The 493-nt window shown below is 41.4% G+C and carries 1 protein-coding gene; it reads right to left on the bottom strand.

Annotated elements, in window-relative coordinates; translation table 11 throughout:
* On the bottom strand, positions 1-375 hold a 375-nt coding region (locus tag BK660_RS31235; protein ID WP_259698571.1), incomplete at its 3' end, for a HEAT repeat domain-containing protein.
* Between the last annotated feature and the right edge of the window lie 118 nt (positions 376-493).

The following is a 493-nucleotide window of genomic DNA, read 5'->3' as shown; positions in this document are numbered from 1 at the left end:
AATTTCTTCATCGGGTAGATTGTCTATGATTCGCTGAATTTTATTAGAGTATTTTTCCTCAATAACTGCTTCAGTCCAATCAAGCTCGGAAGCTGCGGCGATTGCTACCTCGGAGAACGTAGAGTCAAGAAATTTTTTTAAAAGCTCTATCGCTTCGGGCGATCGCAACTCTCCCAGAGCAGCAGCGCTCCTTTCTTGCCAGTATTCCTCTTTTAAAAGAATTGCTTCATTAAGTTGTTGCCAGTCCATGGCGTTAAATTTTCCTAAAACCCCATGAGCTACCTGTTCAGTAATGTACTCATTCCAATTTGTGTCTTCATTCGGTCCAAGCCAGTAGTTATATTCTTCGAAAATCTTGCTGTTCATGTTGTTCATGGTCGGATCACGTTAAATAGCGAGAAAGAGGAGAGTTCCCAGGCGGTAGATTATGGATGTAAAAACTCTGATCTGCCCCGTTTAAAATAAGGAGTCGTGATCTGTCCCTGTTTTATTT

This window comes from Pseudomonas brassicacearum, from assembly GCF_003732265.1.
Taxonomy (GTDB): Bacteria; Pseudomonadota; Gammaproteobacteria; order Pseudomonadales; family Pseudomonadaceae; genus Aquipseudomonas; species Aquipseudomonas brassicacearum_D.
The sequence above is the reverse complement of the archived record's forward strand: the minus strand, read 5'-3'. Positions and strand labels throughout refer to the sequence as shown.